The organism is Kitasatospora sp. NPDC056731 (genome assembly GCF_040687675.1).
In the GTDB taxonomy this organism is placed as follows: domain Bacteria; phylum Actinomycetota; class Actinomycetes; order Streptomycetales; family Streptomycetaceae; genus Kitasatospora.
Genome location: NZ_JBFBNR010000005.1, coordinates 158,085 through 174,307 on the forward strand (window position 1 = coordinate 158,085; position 16,223 = coordinate 174,307).

A 16,223-nucleotide genomic window follows, 5' to 3' on the forward strand; every position below is an offset into this window, starting at 1 on the left:
GCGGGAGAGCGCGATTCACCCCCCTAGAGGTAGATCGAGTCGGCGGGTGGACGACTTGATCCCTCAGGAGGGTGAATTCGCGTGTGCGGCCGTGACGTTGGGCCGATCGGCCGTGGGCGCTGGGACGGGGCAGCGAGGGGTGCGGCGAGACGGTTCAGAGCAGGGCGGCGGACGGATCGACCATCGCCCGGGCGGTCTTGGCGTCGACGTACTCGCCGATGGCGGTCATCACCCACTCGCCGGACGACTGCCGGACCAGCTTGCACATCACCACGCCGGTGTGCGGCTCGGAGTGGGTGAGGTCGAAGCGGACCAGCTCCTCCTCCGTCCGGGCGTCCAGCAGGCGGCAGTAGGCGTTCTTGACCTCGGTGAACCGCTGGCCGGAGAAGGAGTTGACGACGAAGACCAGGCCGGTGACCTCGGCCGGCAGGCCGTCCAGGTGGACGGTGATCGACTCGTCGTCGCCGGCTCCGCCGCCGGTGAGGTTGTCGCCGGAGTGGGCGATCGCGCCCTTGAAGACGGTCAGCTTCATGAACCAGGCCGTCTCCAGCTTCTTGCGCTGTGAGTCGAAGGCGAGGCAGGAGGCGTCCAGGTCGACGCTGCGGCCGCGGCCGGCGGGCTCCCAGCCGAGCGCCATTCGGACCGAGGAGAGGAACGGACGGCCGTTCTTCACCAGGGAGACCGAACTGCCCTTGACCAGGTTGACCCGGCCCTTGTCCAGGGTGACCTTGGCGGGGGCGGACGGGGCCGGCGGGGCGACCGGGGGCGCGGGGGGCGCGGGCGGGGTGGCGGCGAGGGCGATCCGCGGGTCGACGGGGGGAGCCGGGGGAGCGACCGGAGGGGTGGGCGGGGCCGCGGGGGGAGTGGCGGGGGCGGGGGCCTGGGCGGCCGGGGTCGCGGCCGGGGAGTCGTCGACGGAGACGCCGAAGTCGGTGGCGATGCCCGCCAGGCCGTTGGCGTAGCCCTGGCCGACCGCGCGCACCTTCCAGGCGCCGCCGCGCTGGTAGACCTCGACCACGATGAGCGCGGTCTCCTGGCCCAGCTGCGGCGGGGTGAAGGTGACCAGGGCCTGCCCGGTGTCGGCGTCGCGGACGGTGGCGGTCGGCTCCATCCCGGCGAAGGTGGAGGACTGGTCGGCGGGGCTGGCGGTCACCACGATCTTGGTGATGCCGGCCGGGACGGCCAGGGTGTCGACGGTGATCGCGTCCGGCGCTCCGGCGGCGGCCGGGCGGTGGCTGACGCCGGGGCCGTGCGGGGCGTTGAAGAAGACGAAGTCGTCGTCCGAGCGCACCTTTCCGGCGTCGGTCAGCAGCAGACCGGAGACGTCCAGCGCCTTGGGCGCGGTGACCTCGACAGTCACCCGCGCGGCGGTCAGCGGGGCGTTGCCGCCTTGGGTCAGGACGGTGGACACGGACTCCTCCTCGGGTGCGGAACGGCGGCCGGCCGGGGCCGCTGGGACCGCCGGGCCGGGTGCTGCCCACAGTAACGAACGGGCGCGTCGGGATGAGCCCGGCCGGGGCGGTGACCTGTCGGATCGTCGGACGGTACGGCCGGGCGGCGGGGTTGGGCGGCAGGCCCCGGCAGGGCCGCAAGGCGGCGGGTCAGTGCGGCCAGAGGTCAGCGGGGCGCGAAGGCCGTCGGCGTGCCGGGGCGCGGCGGGAGCCCGGGTGCCTCGGGCGCGACGGGCGGCGGTGCGACGGGCTGCGGTGCGACCGGGCCGAAGGCGCCGAGGGCGGCGACCGCCCGGGGCCGGTCGATGCCGAAGGCGGCGGCGCTCCAGCTCTCCGCCGCGGCGGCCTTGCGGACCGGGCCGGACGAAGCGGGCCGACCGGACGGGAGCGAGGGGCCGGACGGGCCGGTGGGCCCCGAGGGTTCGGCGGCGGGGCGGGTGCCGCGCACGCCGAAGGCGTAGTGGCCGGGCGGGACGTCGGTGCCGGCCGGGGTGGTGAAGCGGTAGACCAGGGTGCCGCGCTCCTGTTGGGCGGTGACGACCGCGCCGGGCAGGTCGGTCCAGGCGGTGCCGCTGCCGGGGGCCAACTCGCCTGGGGCAAGCCGGAATTCGGTCTGGAGTGCGGTGAGCGGCTCGGTGACGGCGAGGTCGAGCTGGTGCCGGAGGCCGTCCCGGCCGAGCGGTGTGACCGTGGCGACGCCGGTCAGGGCCTGGTCGGTGTCCGGCTCGGTGTCCGGGCCAGGGGCGCCGGCGGTCGGGCCGTCGGTGCCCGGGGCAACTGCGCCGGGCGGCGGCGGTGCGGGCTGGGCCGGGGCGGCCGGGCGGGGTCCGGGCGCGTGCGGCGTGGCCGGCGAGGGGGAGGGCGAAGAGGGGTCGGCCGGCTGCTCGGCGGCGGGCGCGACGGGCTGGGCCGACGGCGAGGGCGCGGCGGCGTCGGCCGGCGTGGCGGGCTCGCCGGTGCCGGCCGGCCGGGCGCCGGGGCCGTGGTCGGCCATGGGTTCGGCCGCGGCCTGTCCGCCGGTGGGCTCCGGGAGCGCCGACCGGGTGCCGGGCACGTGGGGAGAGGCGCTGGGCGAGGCCGCTGCGGCGGCCGTGTCCTCCGCCGCCCCCGGGTGGTGCGCCGAGGGGCTCGGTACGGGCGGCCGGCCGGTGGCCGGGAGATCGGCGGGGTTCGGTGCGGTGGGGTTGGGCGCGGTCGGGGCCCGGTCGGCGGCGGCCTCGGCTTGGTCGCCCGCGGCGGGGGTGGGCGGCGGGGTGGTGCCGACGCGCGCGACCCCGGCCCGCCGGCCCACGCCCTGCTGCTCGTTGAGCAGGAGGGTGGTGGCGATGCTGATGCCGACGACGGTGGACATCGCCATCGCGGCACCGGAGAAGCGCAGGGTGGGCAGCCGGAACCGGCCGCCGAACGGGCGTGGCCGCCCGTGCCGGCCGTGCCGTTCGGGCTCGTGCCGAACGTCCCGCGCAGTGTCCTCGCGCGCAGCCACCGGACCCCTCCCTCCCCGAAGTCGCCGTCGCGGTCGCGGTATTCTCCCATGCGCTGCCACCGGGCCGGCATCGGCCGCCCGGGGTCGGTCGGCCGGGGTCCGGGTGGGGCCCGCGCCGGGAGGGGGAGAGCGTACCAGCGGCTCGTCGTGGCCTGGACGGTTTTGATCCATTTCGTGGACACCCGTTCGATGGAAGGAAGTTGACGATCCGTCTGATAAGTCGGCGATGGCGGCCGGGCTGCCCGGACAGGGATTAATGCAACCTCCTTGCAACCCTTGCCCGCCCGGACGGAAGTGGCCCAGGCTGAGGTCATCCCACGCCGTCCCGGAGAGACCGTCATGCCGCCCGACCCGCTGTCCGCAGCCTCCAGTGCACCCCTCGCCGCCACCCCCACGGGCGGCGATGGGGAAGGCTCCACCGCCGCTCCGGCGGCGGTGGAGGAGGTGCTGATGCTGCGGATCTCGCTGGGCGAGGAGGTGGTCGGCGAGGTGCGCACCCGGTTCCGGTTCGAGGCCGCGCGCCCGTACGAGGTGCTGCTGACCTTCCATCTGGGGCGGCCGGACGAGGCCGACTGGGTGTTCTCGCGCGAGCTGCTGCGCGACGGCTTGCAGGCGCTGAGCGGCCAGGGCGACGTCAAACTGTGGCCGGCGTACTGCCCGTGCCACGGCTCGACGCTGCACCTGGCGCTCGAATCACCGCACGGCAGCGCCCTGCTGGAGGCCTCCAAGCCCCGGGTGCAGGCGTGGCTGGACCGTACCTACGCGCTGGTCTCCGCCGAGGCGGAGCGCGTCTGCGGCCCGACCGACGCCCAGCTGGCCGCGCTGCTCGCCGGCGGCTGAGGCCCGGTCGGGGCACCGGCGGGCCCGTGTGGCGGGGGGACGGGCGCCGCGCTCGGCAGCCGGACCGTCCCCGCGGCCAGCCCGGCCCGCAGTCGCCGGACGGCCGGGGCCGAGGAGGCCGGCAGCAGGTCGTACGGGTCGTCCGGCCCGTCCACCGTGACCAGCACCGACTCGGCGATGCGGTACGGCCGGTGGGCCAGCAGGCCGCCCAGGTAGCGGCGCAGCCGGGACAGCTCGGCGCGGACCGTCACCGTCCGGCCCGGGTCGCCGAACAGCGCCTCCGCGAGCTGCGCGGCCGTGCTGCCCTCGCGTCCGGTGGCGAGCAGGAGCAGCAGTTCGGCGTGGCGCGGGCTGAGCGGGTGCGACCAGCTGCCGGCCGCGCCCCGGACGGTCAGCTCCGGGCGGTCCTGGCGGCGCAGGTCGAGCCGGAGCCGGGCGCCCTCGGCCTGCTCGGCCTGTTCGGCCGTCACCGTGCCGGAGCCGTCCGCCTCGGGCGGCCGGACCGGTCGCACCAGCCAGCCGTCCGCGAGCGGCTCCAGGGCGCACTCGCCGAGGCCCGGCACCCAGTGCACGGCGGCGGTTCCCCAGCCGCCGACCGGCACCCGCAGCCGGCCGGGCGGCGGCAGCCCGGCCGCGGCGGCGGTCCACCCGGCGGAGTCCACCACCAGGGCCGGGCCGGCCACCCGGGCGAGCACCGGGGCGGCCAGGGTGCGCAGTTGGTGCAGCGCCTCCAGCCGGTGGGCGCGCAGCTCGGTCTCGGCGAGCCGGGCGGCGGTGGCGGTGAGCTGCAGCAGGTACGGGCGGACGTTGCGGGCCGGGCCGCTGAGGTTGATCGCGCCGACCAGCCGCCCGGTGCCCGGGTCGTGCACGGGGGCGGCGACGCAGGTCCAGGAGTGGTGGCTGCGCAGGTAGTGCTCGGCGGAGTGGACGTGCATCGGGCGCTGGGCGCGCAGCGCGACGGCGATGCCGTTGGTGCCGACGCTCTCCTCGATCCAGCGGGCGCCGGTGAGGAAGCCGATCCGGTCGGCGCTGCGGCGCAGGGCGCGCTCGCCCTCCTGCCACAGCACGTGGCCCTCGGCGTCGGCGATGGCGAGGATCAGCGGACTCTGGCCGACCGGCTGGAGCAGGGTGTCGCGCAGCACCGACAGGACCGCGTTCAGGCCGCTGGTGCGGCGGCGTTGCTCGATCTCGGCGGGGCCGAGGTGGACGGCGGCGGCGCCGGCGTCGGGGTCGAGCCCGAGGCGGCGCAGCCGGGCCCAGGAGTCGCCGATCTCGGGGCGGGGTTCGAGCCGGCCGGGGGAGCCGGGGTCGGGGTAGGGGGGCTGGGCGAGTTCGCGGGCGGCGGCTTCGGCGAGGGTGCGGTCGTGGACCCTGGCCAGCTCGGCCGCGCTCGGCGCGGTGCGGCGTTCTGGTCGTCGGGACTGCCGTCCGGTCTGCCGCACTCGCGTTGCTCCTCGCCGCCGTTCGAGGCCGCGCCGGGGTCGACGCGCTGACGAAAGCGTACGGGGGCGGTGAGGGTCTGGGGACGGGGTCTGCCAACTCGGCATACCGGACGGTATGACCGTGGACATGCCGAGGTGTGATGACTAGTGGGGGTCCTGGTGTGGGCCTGGTGTGGGCCCGACGCGGGCCTGGTGCGAGGCCTGGTGCGGGACCTGATGCGGGCCTTGCGTGGGCCTGGTGCGGTGCTGGTGCGAGGCCTGATGTGGGGTCGGCGGTCAGCGTTCCGTGCCGGTGCCGCGCTGGGCCGCCTCGACGGTGTGGTGCAGGTCGGCGGTGGCCTCCAGGGAGGCGGCGGTGCTCAGCGCCAGGCAGGCGGCCAGCGCGATCGCCACCGCGCGCAGGCGGGTGCCGGTGGCGGTGGCCGCCGGGCGGGGCTGGAGCAGGGCGGCGACCCGGCGCGGGACCGGCCCGGAGTGGGCGGCGGGGACGAGCCGGGGCCGGGCCGGCCAGGGGGAGCGGCTGGCGGCCAGGGCGGCCCGGCCGACCGCGCGGGCGGTCACGGTGCGGTCGCCGACCCGGGCGGCCGCCACCTCGTCGGCCCAGCGCTCCAGGTGGTACCCGAGGGGCGCGCGCAGCGGCCGCAGCGCCGGGTGGAGGTCGGCGGCGTGCTCGGCGAGGGCGAGGAAGACGTGGTGGCGGGCGGTCAGGTGGGCGCGCTCGTGGGCGAGCAGGGCGGCCCGCTCGGGCCCGGTGAGGATGCGCAGCATGCCGGAGGTGACCACGATCCGGCCGGGCTCGCCGGGCCGGCCGGGGAGGGGCAGGCGCCCCGGCAGGGCGAAGGCGTCGGCGCGCTCGTCGTCGAGGACGGCGAGCGGGTGCTCGCCCGGCTGGAGCAGGGCGCGGGCGCCGGCCAGGACGGCCTGCGGGGTGCGTGTCCGGCGCATGGTGGCGTGCCCGGGGCGCGCGTCCGGATGCCGGCCCTCGGTCGGCGCGGCGCAGGCCGTCTCGGCGCAGGCCGGGAGGGCGGCCCGGGCCTCGCGCAGTTCCAGCCGGTGGCGGCGGGCGGTGCGGACGGCCTGGGCGGTCAGCGCGGCGAGCACCAGACCGGCCGCGGCGGCCGCCACCGGCGCGTCGGGTGCGGCGGTGGTGAGCCAGGGCAGCGACAGGTGGCCGATCGCGGCGACCGGCGGCAGCTGGAGCAGCCCGGCGGCGGCGAGCAGGCCGAGTGAGCAGAGGGTGCCGCCGGCCAGCACGGCGGACGTCCCGGCGAGCATCCAGGCGGCGGCCCGGGGCGGCAGCGCGTCGGCGAGGCGGCGGGCCAGCGGGGCGGCCAGGAACGGCAGCAGCAGCGGGGCCCAGACGGCGATCATCACGATCCGGCCGCCCCGGGGGTGCGGTGGCCGGGGGCGGTGCCCGGGAGGGGGTCGAGACCGGGGGTGCCGTCGCCGATGCCCGGGGCGGAGCCGAGGCCCGGGGCGCCGTCGCCGAGCAGGTCGCGCAGCAGCTGCTCGTCCTCGGCGGAGAGGTCGGAGACGAAGCGGGCGAGCACGGTGGAGCGGTCGGCCTCGCGGCCGAGCTCGGTGTGCATCCGGCGGGCGGCGAGGCCCGCGGTGTCCTGGACGGTCGGGATGTAGGCGTAGGCGCGGCCGGCCCGGGTGCGCTCCACGGTGCCCTTGTCGTGCAGGCGGGCGAGGATCGTGGCGATGGTGGTGCGGGCGAGGTCCCCGCCGAGTGCCGACTGGACGTCCTGCGGGGTCATCGGCTGCCGGGCCGACCAGAGCGCGGCCAGCACCTCGGCCTCCAGCTCCCCGGCAGGCCGGCGGGCGGACGGTACGTCGGACATGGCGGCGCTTCCTCCAGGTTTCGTCTACAGTCATGTAGACCGTCTACGTCACTGTAGACGGTCGGGGCGGGTTCCGCTGTGAACCGCCCCCCAACGTACGGGAGGTCCGCCAGCCTTGCTTCAGTTCCTCGCCGATCCGGCCGCTCACCTCGCGGTGAACCCGCTGGACGCGTCCTCGCTGCTCGCCGCCTTCGGTGCACTCGGCATCGCCGTCGTGCTCTTCGCCGAGACCGGTCTGCTGGTGGGCTTCTTCCTGCCCGGAGACTCACTGCTGTTCACCGCCGGCCTGCTGTGCGTGCCCGGCGCCACCAAGGGTCCGCAGCTGGAGCTCTCCCAGGTGCTGCCCGCCGCCCTGGTCGGCGCGCTGGCCGGCGCCCAGGTCGGCTATCTGATCGGCAAGCGCGGCGGCCGCGCGCTGCTGCGCCGCACCGAGCGCAAGAGCCTGCTGGAGGGCGTCGAGCGGGCCGAGGAACTGCTGGGCAAGTACGGCCACGGCAAGGCGATCGTGCTCGCCCGCTTCATCCCCGTGGTCCGAACGGTGCTGAACCCGCTCTGCGGCGTGCTCGAAGTGCCGGTCCGCTCGTTCACCTTCTGGCAGGTGACCGGCGGCGCCCTCTGGACGGTCGGCGTCGTGCTCGCCGGGTACGGGCTCGGATCGTCGATCCCCAGCATCGACAGATATCTGCTCCCGATCATCGGTCTGGTAGTAGTTGTCTCCGTGCTCCCCATTGTTCTCGAACTGTTCCGCGCCCGTAAGGCGCACCGTCACGGAGGTGACAAGTGACGTCCTCCCGGGCTCTCGCCGTCTACGACGGCAGCGGCATCGACGGCAGCCTCTACACCCGGGTGAACGGGTGGGCGCAAGCCGCCCCGCACTGGCTGGACGAGCTGATCAAGGTCTGGTCGGCGCTCGGCCTCGGCCTGTTCGCGGTCTTCATGCTCTACGCCTGGTGGCGGGCGCGCGGCGCCGACTCGGTCGTGATGGCCAAGGTGCTCGCCTCGCCGGTGATCGTGGTCGTCGCGTACGGCGTCAACTCGGTGCTCAAGAGCATGGTCGAAGAAGTCCGGCCGTGCGCCCAGATCCCCGGCAGCATCTCGCTGGAGACCTGCCCCGGCGCCGGTGACTGGTCCTTCCCCAGCAACCACACCGTGATCGCCTTCGCCGCCGCCACCGCACTCTGGTTCGCCGACCGGCGGCTCGGCTGGATCGCCGGGATCTTCGCGGTGCTGATGGGCGCCTCCCGGGTCTGGGTCGGCGTGCACTACCCGCACGACGTGGCCGTCGGCGCGCTGGTCGGCCTCCTGGTCGCGGTGGTGCTGGCGCCGCTCGCCGGCCGCTGCGGGCCGCTGGTGGACCGGATGCGGGCGGGTGCGCTGCGCCCGCTGCTCGGTCCGGGCGCGGCGCCGGTGATGGCGGGCCGCCACGCGGCGTACGGGACGCGGCAGCACTGACGGCGGGTGTCGGCAGCGCTGAACGGCGGGTGCCCGCGACACTGGCGGCGAGACCCGACAGCGCTGATTCCGTAGCCTCCCCGTAGCCCGTCCGACCCTTGTCTGGCCGGGGTGGCGGGTAGAGCATGTGAGCCGGGCGTGGGGCCCCTTCGCGGGGAACCCGCCCGGCTCAGTCGTGCCGGGGCGCGGGAGCGCCGGGCGTGCCAGCGGAGGGAGTGCCAATGCCGTACCGACTCGACATCACGCAGGGGGACTGGCCGGGCGAGTCGCCGCACAAGGGCGTCGAGGGCCTGCTCGCCGAGGCCATGGTGCTCACCCTCGCCACCGCCGGCCACGAGCGCGGCCCGCACGCCAACCTGGCCTTCTTCGCGTACGACGACGACCTCGTCCTGTACTTCGTCAGCGAGCGCTCCACCCGGCACAGCCACCACCTCGCCGAGGAGGCCCGGGCCGCCGCCACCGTCTTCCTGCCGCCGCCGGTCTTCGGCGAGCAGCTGCGCGGCCTGCAACTGACCGGCGGCGCGAGCGAGGCCTGGGGGCGGCAGGCCGAGGCGGCGCTGGCCGCCTACCAGGGGCGGTACCCGTCCTTCGCGCAGGACGAGCAGGTGCGGCGGCAGTTCCTCACCGGGGGCGGGGCGGCGGCGCTGTACCGGTTCCAGGTGGAGGAGCTGACGGCGGTGGACGAGCCGAACTTCGGGCGGCGCAACTACCTGCGGGCGCGGGTGCTGCGGCCGTAGGCCCTGCCCGGTCCCCGGGGTTGTCTGTACAACTTTTCGGGTGATTCATCTGCGGGACGCTGCCGGGACGCCCCCAGGACACCTGGGCGCACCAGCCTGGCCGCATGAGAGTCATCGTCGTAGGAGCAGGCGTGCTCGGCACCATGCACGCCTGGCAGGCCGTCGAACGCGGCCACGAGGTCGTCCACCTGGAGCGCGAGACCGAGGCGCGCGGCGCCTCCGTGCGCAACTTCGGCCTGATCTGGGTCAGCGGCCGCGCGCAGGGCGAGGAACTGGACACCGCGCTGCGCGCCCGCGAACTGTGGGAAGGCATCGGCGCCCGCGTCCCCGACCTCGGCTTCCGCGCCAACGGATCGCTCACCGCGATCCGCACCCAGGCCGAACTCGCCGTCGCCGAACAGGCGCTCACCCTGCCCGACGCCGCCGCCCGCGGCTACCGGCTGCTCGACGCCGACCAGACCAGGGCCGCCAACCCCGCCCTGCGCGGCGAACTCCTCGGCGCCCTGTGGTGCGAGCGCGACGCCGCCGTCGAACCCCGCACCGCCCAGCCCGCGCTGCGCGCCGCCCTCCAGGCCACCGGCCGCTACACCTTCCTGCCCGGCCGCGAGGTCCGCGACGTGATCGGCGAGAACGCCGTCCGCGACGACCACGGCGACGTCCACACCGGCGACCTCGTCATCCTCTGCACCGGCGCCTGGCTCGGCGGCCTCGTCCGCGAACTCGCCCCTTCGCTGCCCGTGCGCAAGGTCCGGCTGCAGATGATGCAGACCGACCCGCTCGGCGAGACCCTCACCACCTCCGTCGCCGACGGCGACAGCTTCCGCTACTACCCGGCCTTCGCCGGCACCGCCCTGGACCGCCTCCGCGACACCCAGCCGCAGCCCGACGTCGCCGCCGAACACAAGATGCAGCTGCTCATGGTCCAGCGGCGCGACGGCGGCCTCACCATCGGCGACACCCACGAGTACGACCAGCCGTTCGGCTTCGACGTCGTCGAGGACCCGTACGACCACCTGGTCGGCGTGGCCGAGGACCTGCTCGGCCGCCCCCTGCCGCGCGTCCGCCGCCGCTGGGCCGGGGTGTACGCGCAGTGCGTCGACACCACCCGGGTCGTCCACCGCGAACGACTCCGCGACGGCGTCTGGCTCGTCACCGGCCCCGGCGGCCGCGGCATGACCTGCTCCCCGGCCATCGCCGAAACCACCGCCGAACTCGCAAACCTGTAAGGGTAGTTGACATGTCCTTTGATATCCGCCTGGTCGTCCTCGACATGGCCGGCACCACCGTGGCCGACGACGGCCTCGTCGAACAGGCCTTCACCGCCGCCGCCCGGACGCTCGGCGTCGAGGCCGGCAGCCCGGGCTTCGGCCCCATGCTGGACCACGTCCGCGCCACCATGGGCGAATCCAAGATCTCCGTCTTCCGGCACCTCTTCGGGGACGAGGGCAAGGCCCAGCGGGCCAACACCGCCTTCGAGGCCGCCTACCACGACCTCGTCGACGCCGGGCACTGCGCCGCCCTGCCCGGCGCCGCCGAAGCCATCGCCGAACTGCGCGGCCAGGGCCGGAAGGTCGCCCTCACCACCGGCTTCTCCCGGGCCACCCAGGACCGCATCCTCACCGCCCTCGGCTGGCAGTCCGTTGCCGACCTCACCCTCAGCCCCGCCGAGGCCGGCCGCGGCCGCCCCTACCCGGACCTCGCGCTCACCGCGCTGCTGCGGACCGGAGTCGAGTCGGTGCGGCAGATCGCCGTCGCCGGAGACACCGGCTACGACATGCTGACCGGCGTACGGGCCGGAGCGTCCGTCGTCGCCGGCGTGCTCACCGGCGCCCACGACGAGGCCCGGCTGCGGGCCGACGGGGCGACGCACGTCCTCGGCTCGGTCGCGGAACTGCCCGGCCTGCTGGGCTGAACGATCCCCCGGAGCAGGAAGTCGGCCCGGCCGACTTCCTGCTCCCCGGGGTCAGATCAGGACACCGGCCCGGCCGCTCCGCCGCCTCGCCGCCGGGCCGACTCGCGGCCCAGCCAGGCGACGGCGAGCATCAGGGCGGCCGTCAGCCCGACGGCGAGCCCGAGATCCCGGGGAAGGCTGATGTCCCCCGGGCGCTGCGGGTCGGCGCGGCCGGCCGGATCGAAACGGACCGTCACCCGGTCGCCGACTGCGAGCGCGCGCAGCCCCGTCGACAACTCGCCGCCGGGCAACGCAGTGCCGTCCTCGGCCGCGAGGTCGTACATCGAGGACGGGTGCTTCCCGGCGAGACGGTCCGTCTCCCCGGTGACCCGGGCCGTCACCGTCTCGCCGGACAGCCGCAGGATCACGTCGTCCCGCGCCATGGCCACAGCCCCCGTCGCCAGGCCCGCGAGGAGAACGGCGAACAGCGCCACCCAGCAGCCCACCCACCGCCCCAGCATCCGCACCAGACCCACCACCCAGGCCACCACCAGCACCAGCCCGAGCAGCGACGCGGCGCCCCCGCCGAGGTAGGTGCCCGCGAGCACCAGCCCGAACGTCCCCACGGGGACGCCCAGGACCAGGACAGCGCTCAGCACGGTGGCCCGGCTACGGTCCCTGGTCGTACCCATGACTCTCCCCGCGTGCGTCCGATCGGGCTGGAAGAGTACGACGCGTCCCCTCGCCCCCGGACACGGGGGCTGGTCGGGCGGGAAGGGGGACTTCCTCGGCGCCGAGGAAGAGGCAGGCGTGGGCCTTCTACAGGCATGGCGCAGGGTAGCGAGCATCGAGCCAGAGCGCGGCCCGTCGGAAGTACTCCTTCATGAGCGCCGCGCGAGAAAAGGCCCTCCGTTCCCCTCCCAATAGGCCGTCCACTGGATGGCTTTGAGGCGGTCGACCATCAACTGAACATTTTCCGTGCTCACTTGAGATCACTTTCGCGCGGAGTGGGGATTCAGTGGCATCGAGCCCGTAGCCGCTTTCAGTGGTCGAGTGATCCGTCCGCTGACGGCGGCGACGTTCTTCAGGACACTGTGTGCACCACGGAGTCGGAGGGGGCGTGTGGCGGTGTGGGTCTGCGTGCGGACCAGAGCAGGGTGCCGCCGATCAGGGCGTTGCAGGTGAGGAATGTCAACAGGTAGGCGGTGGAGTCGACTTCGCCGGGGAGTTTGGGGGCGACCTGGCCGGCCGGGTCGATGCGGACGGTGATCACGTCGCCGGGCTTGAACCGGGCGGAGTTCTCTTCGAGGTCGCCGCCGGGGATCTCGCCGGCCGGGTCGGTCGAGGCGAGGGCGTAGGCCCGGCCGGAGCCGTGGAGCGAGTCGGTCGTCTTCTCGTTGAGGACCACGGCCTTCACCGTCCGGCCCGAGTCCAGGATCAGGTTGGTCCAGGCGACGGAACCCGACAGGTAGGCGACGAAGGCGACGGCGGCGATGCCTGCGCCCCAGGCGAACGCCTTGCGCTGGAACGCGGGGTTGCTGTCGGCGTCGCGCCGTAGGGCGAGGGCGAGCAGCATGACCACGGGGTAGGCGAAGCCCACGATGGTGGCGACGAACGAGTTGACGTACACGTTCAGTGCCGTGACGCCGATGAGGATGGCGGTGGAGAGGGCGATGAGGGTTAGTGCGCCGCGGAGGCGGCGGAGCCCGTCGCGCGGGTCCTGGCCGTGTGGGAGGGTCGTCATCCGAAGGCCTTCCGGATGTTGTCCCACTGGTCGGGTGGCAGCGCGTCGGCGCTCTCGTCCCGGGGCGGGTGGAAGGAGATGCCGCGGAACGCGGTGGCCAGGAGCGGCAGCCACTCGTCCCAGTGGTCGAGGTCCTCGGTGGTGAAGACGGCGGCGACCACGTGCGGGCTCCACGGGTGCGGGATCAGCAGTTCGAGCTGGCGCACCGTGTTGACGGTGGACTCGGGCACGCCGAACACCGCACCGGGCACCGGGACGGCCAGGTCGCGGGCGGCGAGCGCCGCGCGGCCGGTCGGCAGGTCCACCACGCCGACGTCGGCGTCCGGCCAGGCCTCGGCCAGTTGTTCGGCGATTCGGGTGGGGTAGCTGCCGGGCGCGCCGAGGTCCTGTGGGCGGACGAAGACGGTGAGCATGCCGTGGATGGGCTCGCCGTCCTCAGCCCGGACGAGGCAGCTGGAGACGTGGACCGCGCCCTCGCGCAGTTGGGTCTGCAGCGCGGTCTCGGCGGCGATCACGGTGCCGAGCTTTTGCTCGGGCCGGGCGTCGGGGAAGGCCGCGTCCAGGCCTTCTGCCGTGCGGGCCATCCGGTCGCCGAGGTCCTCGTCGAGGTCGAGGGGGGTGAAGCCCGCGGGCAGGGTGAGCCAGAGCGGCGGAATCCCGGTGGTCTCAACGGCCATAGCCGGCCGCCCATCCGCCCATGCCGAGCAGGTTGCCGACGGCGGACACGGTGCCGATGACGGCGGAGCCCTTGCCGCCGGCGGTGCCGACGCCGACGGACCCGATGACGTTGTTGCCGCCGGTGGTGTAGTTGACGGCGTCGGTGAGGCCGTTGCTCGGATTGTCCTGGCTGAGGGCGTACGCCGTCGGGGCGTTGAGCCCGAAGGTGGTGGCGGCCTGGACGCCGTCGGAGGCGTTCATCGCGGTGGCCTTGGAGACCCCGAGCTTGATGGCGGGCTTCTCGATCGCGGTGGTGAAGATTGGGTTGGCCGGGTCGACGGCGCGGGCGGCGGCCCGGACCTCGGTCGTACCGGCGCTCATGGCGCCGCGCACGCTCCCACCGGCGGCGCGCGCCCCCCGGGTGGCGTTCAGGCCCTTGGCCGCGACGCCCACCCCGGGAATCGCGCCGATCACGTCGCCGCCCAGCGTCAGCCAGTTGCCGATGTTCTTCTGCGGCGGCCACAGCTTGCCCTCAAGGGCGTACTTGGTCGCGTGCGTGCCTGCGGCGGCGGCGCTCAGCAGGAGGGCCGGCAGCGCGAAGGCGGGGAAGAAGATCGCCGCGACGCCGCAGAGGCCGGCGGCGACGGTGAGCATGTCGGCGCCGTGGTTCTTGAGCCAGTTGCCGACCTTGCTGAGCCAGCCGGGCTCCGGCGGCGCCTTGCTGTCGGCGGCCTTGCGGATGGCGGCCGCGGTCTTGTGGGCGTCGGACTTGTGGCCCCCGGCGAGTTCGTGGGCCTGCTTCTGGAGCTCGGTGAGGTCGCTGGCGGCGCTGCCGACGAGTGCGGCGGCCGCGTCCAGGTGGTCCTTCGCCTTGGCGTAGCGCTGTTCGGCGGCGGCGAGGCCGGCGTCGTCGGGGAAGGTCTGGCCGGCGAGCTTGAGGTCGGGGGCGGCGGCCGCGGCGGTGTGCGCCTGTTCGGCCTGCTCCTTCTGCTGCTTGGCGGCGACCGCGGCGCGGGCCAACTCGACGGCCTTGGGCTGGTGTTCGGTCAGTGCCGTGTACCAGACGTCGAGGGCCTGGTAGGCGGCGGTGATCGAGTCGGCGGCGTCCTGGAGGTACGTGGGGAGCTTGCCGAACTGGCCGGCGAAGGCCTTGGCGGCCTCGCCGGTCCACTGGCCCTGGTTGGCGGAGAGCTGCGAGAGCGTGGTGTGGACGTCGGTCAGGTGCTGTCCCACCCGGCGCAGGCTCCCGCTGAGGCCGGTGACCGCGGCGGTGTCGCCGGGGGTCGGGTTGAAGCCGAGGCCGGACCAGTCCGGCGCGGGGGCGGTCACGACCGCCCCTGGGGGGTGAGGGCCTTGGTGGTGTCCTGTTCGGTGCTGTCGTAGCCCTGCTGCACCTGCGCCAGGCCGTCGTCAAGGATCTTGACGCACTCGCGGACCTTCTTCAGCCCGTACTCCCACGTGCCCTGGAAGTGTCCGCAGGCCTCGTCGAGGAAGTCGTAGCCCAGTCCGCTGCGACTCGCTTCCTTGAGCGCCTTGAGTCCTTGGTCGAGTTCGTCGCCGCAGCCTTTGAGGTCCTTGGCCAGCTTGGCGAGGAACTCGGTGCTGACCGTGAAGTCGGCCACTGCTCCCCCGATGTGTCGATGGCGTGACCGGCCGAGCATAGCCGCAGTCGGTACGCGGGCGATCTGTTGTGAGGGGTGCTTCACGGTGCGGTGACGGGATCTTGACGATGTGTCGGCGCGCGGCGCCGACAGTGCACGCCGTCGGGGTCAGCGGCGCCAGAAGCCGCGCTTCTTCGGGGCGACGAGCTTCGCCACCGCGGCGACGAACAGTTCGGCGACGGGGGAGGGGCCTTCGCCGTGGTTGAGGTGGCCTTCGGAGGACCACTCACCGAGGACGGTGCCGGGGCTGCCGTCGAAGGGGTTGAGCGCGTGCTCCAGGGCCACGTAGCGGACGGTCTTGGCGCCCTGGGGGTGGACGGCGGCGACGAAGTGGGCCTCGGTGGCGCCGGTCGGGGTGGGGAGGGTGACGAGCAGCAGGGGGTGGCCGTCGGCCCGCAGGTGCCGGCAGTCCAGGCCGTGGCTGGGCAGCCGGTCCTCGGGCGGGAGGGTCTGGCCGAGGTCGTCCCAGATGCCGGTGAGGACGGGCAGGAGGCTGCCGCCGGCGTCCGGGACGGTCAGCCGCGGGCCGAATTCGAGGACCTGGCGGGCGAGCTCGCGGTGGACGAAACGGTAGTGGTGGGGCCGTGGGTCGCTCATGGGGCCCACGGTAGCGAACCGCTCGGAGCGGGCGGTCGGCACATCCGACTTCCCGCTCCGAAAGGGAAGTTGACCAGCACCGTGGGCCGGGGGGCGGCCCGTCAGTGACTGTTCCTGAGGTTGAGCACGACCACTCCGACGATCACCAGGGCGATCCCCAGCCACTGGAGGCGTCCCAGTGATTCGCCGAAGGCGACCACGCCTATTCCGGCGACCGCCGCCGTCCCGGCCCCCGACCAGACGGCGTAGGCGACCGAGACCGGGATGTGCTTGAGCGCGCGCCCGAGCAGCACGAAGGACAGCACGTAGCCGACCGCCACCCCCACGCTCGGCCAGAGGCGGGTGAAGCCCTCGGTGAGCTTGAGGCAGCTGGTCGCGCAGACCTCGCTCAGGATGGCGAGGGAGAGCAGGAGATAGGGCATGC

18 protein-coding genes are annotated in these 16,223 nt (G+C 74.6%); 6 read left to right on the top strand and 12 right to left on the bottom strand.

Annotation, left to right across the window (positions count from 1 at the left end):
• Positions 1 to 154 precede the first annotated feature (154 nt).
• Positions 155 to 1,399: a TerD family protein gene (locus AB0R04_RS07295; RefSeq protein WP_363369126.1), complete on the bottom strand. Its 1,245-nt coding sequence runs from the start codon at positions 1,397 to 1,399 to the stop codon at positions 155 to 157.
• A 218-nt stretch (positions 1,400 to 1,617) separates the two neighbouring features.
• Positions 1,618 to 2,934, bottom strand: a complete 1,317-nt coding sequence (locus AB0R04_RS07300) for a hypothetical protein (protein WP_363368960.1) — start codon at positions 2,932 to 2,934, stop codon at positions 1,618 to 1,620.
• 339 nt (positions 2,935 to 3,273) lie between these two features.
• On the opposite strand from AB0R04_RS07300, the gene AB0R04_RS07305 reads away from it, so the two are divergent.
• Positions 3,274 to 3,774, top strand: coding sequence for an SsgA family sporulation/cell division regulator (locus AB0R04_RS07305; RefSeq protein ID WP_363368962.1), 501 nt, complete (start codon positions 3,274 to 3,276; stop codon positions 3,772 to 3,774).
• On the opposite strand, the gene AB0R04_RS07310 is transcribed toward AB0R04_RS07305, so the two are convergent.
• The 3 genes from AB0R04_RS07310 to AB0R04_RS07320 all read right to left on the bottom strand — a co-directional run bounded on the left by AB0R04_RS07310 (position 3,693) and on the right by AB0R04_RS07320 (position 7,060).
• A complete protein-coding gene (locus AB0R04_RS07310) occupies positions 3,693 to 5,216 on the bottom strand; it encodes a GAF domain-containing protein (RefSeq protein WP_363368964.1) in 1,524 nt (507 codons plus the stop codon). The genes AB0R04_RS07305 and AB0R04_RS07310 overlap by 82 nt on opposite strands.
• A 276-nt stretch (positions 5,217 to 5,492) precedes the next feature.
• Positions 5,493 to 6,587 (bottom strand): M56 family metallopeptidase, encoded by a 1,095-nt coding sequence (locus tag AB0R04_RS07315; RefSeq protein ID WP_363368967.1) that lies wholly within the window; start codon positions 6,585 to 6,587, stop codon positions 5,493 to 5,495.
• Positions 6,587 to 7,060: a BlaI/MecI/CopY family transcriptional regulator gene (locus AB0R04_RS07320; protein WP_363368969.1), complete on the bottom strand. Its 474-nt coding sequence runs from the start codon at positions 7,058 to 7,060 to the stop codon at positions 6,587 to 6,589. The genes AB0R04_RS07315 and AB0R04_RS07320 overlap by 1 nt, the downstream gene beginning before the upstream one ends.
• A gap of 115 nt (positions 7,061 to 7,175) precedes the next feature.
• Here AB0R04_RS07320 and AB0R04_RS07325 point away from each other — a divergent pair, with 115 nt between their 5' ends.
• From AB0R04_RS07325 to AB0R04_RS07345, 5 genes are all read left to right on the top strand, one after another.
• Positions 7,176 to 7,844, top strand: a complete 669-nt coding sequence (locus AB0R04_RS07325; RefSeq protein WP_363368970.1) for a DedA family protein — start codon at positions 7,176 to 7,178, stop codon at positions 7,842 to 7,844.
• Positions 7,841 to 8,512: a phosphatase PAP2 family protein gene (locus AB0R04_RS07330; RefSeq protein ID WP_363368972.1), complete on the top strand. Its 672-nt coding sequence runs from the start codon at positions 7,841 to 7,843 to the stop codon at positions 8,510 to 8,512. Before AB0R04_RS07325 ends, AB0R04_RS07330 begins: the two co-directional genes overlap by 4 nt.
• Positions 8,513 to 8,733: 221 nt before the next feature.
• A complete protein-coding gene (locus tag AB0R04_RS07335) occupies positions 8,734 to 9,249 on the top strand; it encodes a pyridoxamine 5'-phosphate oxidase family protein (protein WP_363368974.1) in 516 nt (171 codons plus the stop codon).
• Positions 9,250 to 9,353: 104 nt separating this feature from the next.
• Complete coding sequence (locus AB0R04_RS07340; RefSeq protein WP_363368976.1) at positions 9,354 to 10,475, top strand: TIGR03364 family FAD-dependent oxidoreductase; 1,122 nt, start codon at positions 9,354 to 9,356, stop codon at positions 10,473 to 10,475.
• An 11-nt stretch (positions 10,476 to 10,486) separates the two neighbouring features.
• Positions 10,487 to 11,161 (top strand): phosphonatase-like hydrolase, encoded by a 675-nt coding sequence (locus AB0R04_RS07345; RefSeq protein ID WP_363368978.1) that lies wholly within the window; start codon positions 10,487 to 10,489, stop codon positions 11,159 to 11,161.
• A gap of 56 nt (positions 11,162 to 11,217) precedes the next feature.
• Here the strand turns inward: AB0R04_RS07345 and AB0R04_RS07350 are convergent, their stop codons facing one another.
• The 7 genes from AB0R04_RS07350 to AB0R04_RS07380 all read right to left on the bottom strand — a co-directional run bounded on the left by AB0R04_RS07350 (position 11,218) and on the right by AB0R04_RS07380 (position 16,221).
• Positions 11,218 to 11,832 carry a hypothetical protein gene (locus AB0R04_RS07350; RefSeq protein WP_363368980.1) on the bottom strand — a complete coding sequence of 205 codons (615 nt, stop codon included), beginning with the start codon at positions 11,830 to 11,832 and terminating at the stop codon, positions 11,218 to 11,220.
• A 392-nt stretch (positions 11,833 to 12,224) separates the two neighbouring features.
• Complete coding sequence (locus AB0R04_RS07355; protein ID WP_363368981.1) at positions 12,225 to 12,884, bottom strand: hypothetical protein; 660 nt, start codon at positions 12,882 to 12,884, stop codon at positions 12,225 to 12,227.
• Positions 12,881 to 13,561, bottom strand: a complete 681-nt coding sequence (locus tag AB0R04_RS07360; RefSeq protein WP_363368983.1) for a hypothetical protein — start codon at positions 13,559 to 13,561, stop codon at positions 12,881 to 12,883. Before AB0R04_RS07360 ends, AB0R04_RS07355 begins: the two co-directional genes overlap by 4 nt.
• Positions 13,551 to 14,870: a putative T7SS-secreted protein gene (locus AB0R04_RS07365; RefSeq protein WP_363368985.1), complete on the bottom strand. Its 1,320-nt coding sequence runs from the start codon at positions 14,868 to 14,870 to the stop codon at positions 13,551 to 13,553. Before AB0R04_RS07365 ends, AB0R04_RS07360 begins: the two co-directional genes overlap by 11 nt.
• Entirely contained in the window at positions 14,867 to 15,163 is a 297-nt protein-coding gene (locus AB0R04_RS07370) for a hypothetical protein (RefSeq protein ID WP_363368987.1), read from the bottom strand. The genes AB0R04_RS07365 and AB0R04_RS07370 overlap by 4 nt, the downstream gene beginning before the upstream one ends.
• Before the next feature lie 147 nt (positions 15,164 to 15,310).
• Positions 15,311 to 15,799 carry a hypothetical protein gene (locus tag AB0R04_RS07375; protein ID WP_363368989.1) on the bottom strand — a complete coding sequence of 163 codons (489 nt, stop codon included), beginning with the start codon at positions 15,797 to 15,799 and terminating at the stop codon, positions 15,311 to 15,313.
• Positions 15,800 to 15,900: 101 nt separating this feature from the next.
• On the bottom strand, positions 15,901 to 16,221 hold the full coding sequence (locus AB0R04_RS07380; protein ID WP_350880380.1) for a multidrug efflux SMR transporter: 321 nt from the start codon (positions 16,219 to 16,221) through the stop codon (positions 15,901 to 15,903).
• Positions 16,222 to 16,223 lie beyond the last annotated feature (2 nt).

Excerpts from the sequence above, each read along its gene's own strand:
- AB0R04_RS07305 (WP_363368962.1), top strand. The coding sequence starts at position 3,274 with ATGCCGCCCGACCCGCTGTCCGCAGCCTCCAGTGCACCCCTCGCCGCC.
- AB0R04_RS07315 (WP_363368967.1), bottom strand. The coding sequence starts at position 6,587 with ATGATCGCCGTCTGGGCCCCGCTGCTGCTGCCGTTCCTGGCCGCCCCG.
- AB0R04_RS07320 (WP_363368969.1), bottom strand. The coding sequence starts at position 7,060 with ATGTCCGACGTACCGTCCGCCCGCCGGCCTGCCGGGGAGCTGGAGGCC.
- AB0R04_RS07335 (WP_363368974.1), top strand. The coding sequence starts at position 8,734 with ATGCCGTACCGACTCGACATCACGCAGGGGGACTGGCCGGGCGAGTCG.
- AB0R04_RS07340 (WP_363368976.1), top strand. The coding sequence starts at position 9,354 with ATGAGAGTCATCGTCGTAGGAGCAGGCGTGCTCGGCACCATGCACGCC.
- AB0R04_RS07345 (WP_363368978.1), top strand. The coding sequence starts at position 10,487 with ATGTCCTTTGATATCCGCCTGGTCGTCCTCGACATGGCCGGCACCACC.
- AB0R04_RS07350 (WP_363368980.1), bottom strand. The coding sequence starts at position 11,832 with ATGGGTACGACCAGGGACCGTAGCCGGGCCACCGTGCTGAGCGCTGTC.
- AB0R04_RS07355 (WP_363368981.1), bottom strand. The coding sequence starts at position 12,884 with ATGACGACCCTCCCACACGGCCAGGACCCGCGCGACGGGCTCCGCCGC.
- AB0R04_RS07360 (WP_363368983.1), bottom strand. The coding sequence starts at position 13,561 with ATGGCCGTTGAGACCACCGGGATTCCGCCGCTCTGGCTCACCCTGCCC.
- AB0R04_RS07375 (WP_363368989.1), bottom strand. The coding sequence starts at position 15,799 with ATGAGCGACCCACGGCCCCACCACTACCGTTTCGTCCACCGCGAGCTC.
- AB0R04_RS07380 (WP_350880380.1), bottom strand. The coding sequence starts at position 16,221 with ATGCCCTATCTCCTGCTCTCCCTCGCCATCCTGAGCGAGGTCTGCGCG.